Annotated in this window: 1 protein-coding gene and 1 pseudogene; both read left to right on the top strand. The window is 57.3% G+C overall.

Annotated features, from left to right (window positions below; all coding sequences use genetic code 11):
- Positions 1-69 precede the first annotated feature (69 nt).
- Positions 70-591, top strand: a pseudogene (locus RT582_RS22400) (IS5-like element ISPa16 family transposase); the annotation flags it as partial.
- Positions 592-1,195: 604 nt separating this feature from the next.
- Positions 1,196-1,805 (top strand): reverse transcriptase N-terminal domain-containing protein (locus RT582_RS22395; protein ID WP_313480093.1); only part of this gene is annotated, 610 nt, incomplete at its 3' end.

Here is a 1,805-nt window from a genome sequence, read left to right as displayed (position 1 = left end):
CTAGGGAAGGTCTGAAAAAGACTTCCCGAATCTGGTGAAATACGCCGATCCCGCCAGCCGAGTTTTTCCATGAAGCAGATGACCTTCGCCGACGCCGAGTACGCCGGCAAGCGCAAGCAGACCCGTAAGGAATTGTTCCTGATCGAGATGGATCAGGTGGTGCCGTGGAAGGGATTGATTGCCCTGATCGAGCCACACTACCCAAAGGGTGAAGGTGGTCGTCCAGCCTATCCGCTGATGGCCATGTTACGTATCCATCTGATGCAGAACTGGTTCGGCTACAGCGACCCGGCCATGGAAGAAGCGCTCTACGAGACGACCCTCCTGCGTCAGTTCGCCGGGCTGAGCCTGGAGCGCATTCCCGACGAAACCACCATCCTCAACTTCCGTCGCTTGCTGGAGAAACATGAGCTGGCAGCCGGCATCCTCGGCGTAATCAATGGCTACCTGGGGGATCGCGGCCTGTCGCTGCGCCAGGGCACTATCGTCGATGCCACACTGATCCACGCGCCCAGCTCGACCAAGAACCAGGACGGCAAGCGCGACCCGGAAATGCACCAGAGCAAGAAAGGGAACCAGTATTACTTTGGCAGTGCGACCTGAAAGTCGCATGGGTTTCTGTTCCGCAGGTTAACGCCCGACGGAACCGACTGTTCCACCACTCGTTCCCTACCCAGACAGGCGTGGCCGGTAACAGCCGGGTCTGAAGCTCTGGGGACAATGTAACCGCCGATATTTCGGTAGGTCGAACCGCGAGGCCAGACTGAATCTGCCAGCATCAAGGCGGAGAGGCGCTAGGGATGAACAGGTACGGCTAACACAAGTGAACCTCATATAAACGTCGTCATAGTAGCCAAGCCAAAGATGCTGACAGGCTTGTACCAAAAGGTGCGCGGCCAGGCAGGGGCTCTTACCGATAGCCCCTCGTGGATGTGGTGCCGCCGGCGAAATCGAGGAGCCCGACCCGTTCGGAAATCCATGCGGAACAGGGTAAGCCCGTAGCGTTGCCGACTTCGGCAGGTGAGCTGTAAAGCAAGCTGTTGATGCTGCGGGTAAAGGAATGTGGAAAAAGCGAAGGTCACCCTGTAATGGGGTGAATACAGATTGAAACATCATCTGGCGCGAAAGCGAGCAGACTTCCACACGGTCTTCCATGGCGAGAAAACCTGATCAATCGTTGCACGGAGGAAAGCAGATGGCAGTGCTCGCACCCAATGCGCAAGCAACGGCGAGCACTGGTGCGCCTTCGAACTTCATATCGGCCTGGCCCCAACACTGGAACCAGATCGAGTCGCAAGTGAAACGACTCCAGGTCCGTATCGCCAAGGCAACACGAGAAGGCAGGTGGGGCAAGGTGCAAGCCTTGCAGCGACTGCTGACTCGCTCGTTCAGCGGCAAAATGTTGGCCGTGAAGCGAGTGACGGAAAACAGAGGCAAGAGAACACCGGGCGTTGATGGCAAGATCTGGTCGACTCCGGTGGCCAAATCGACGGGAGCACAAGCGTTACAGCATCGGGGCTATCGGCCTCAACCGCTGAGACGCATCTACATACCCAAAAGCAATGGCAAGAAGCGTCCGCTGGGGATTCCAACGATGCGGGATCGTGCGATGCAGGCGCTGTGGAAACTGGCACTTGAGCCGGTTGCCGAAACGCGTGCAGATCCCAACTCCTATGGATTTCGGCCGCAGCGATCCACTGCCGATGCAATCGCACACTGCTTCAATGCACTAGCGAAACGTGGTTCGGCGCATTGGGTGCTTGAAGGTGACATTCGAGGCTGCTTCGACAATATCAGTCACGATT

The organism is Stutzerimonas kunmingensis, from assembly GCF_032106285.1.
GTDB classification, from domain to species: domain Bacteria; phylum Pseudomonadota; class Gammaproteobacteria; order Pseudomonadales; family Pseudomonadaceae; genus Stutzerimonas; species Stutzerimonas kunmingensis_B.
This window is presented reverse-complemented; position numbering and strand designations above follow the sequence as displayed.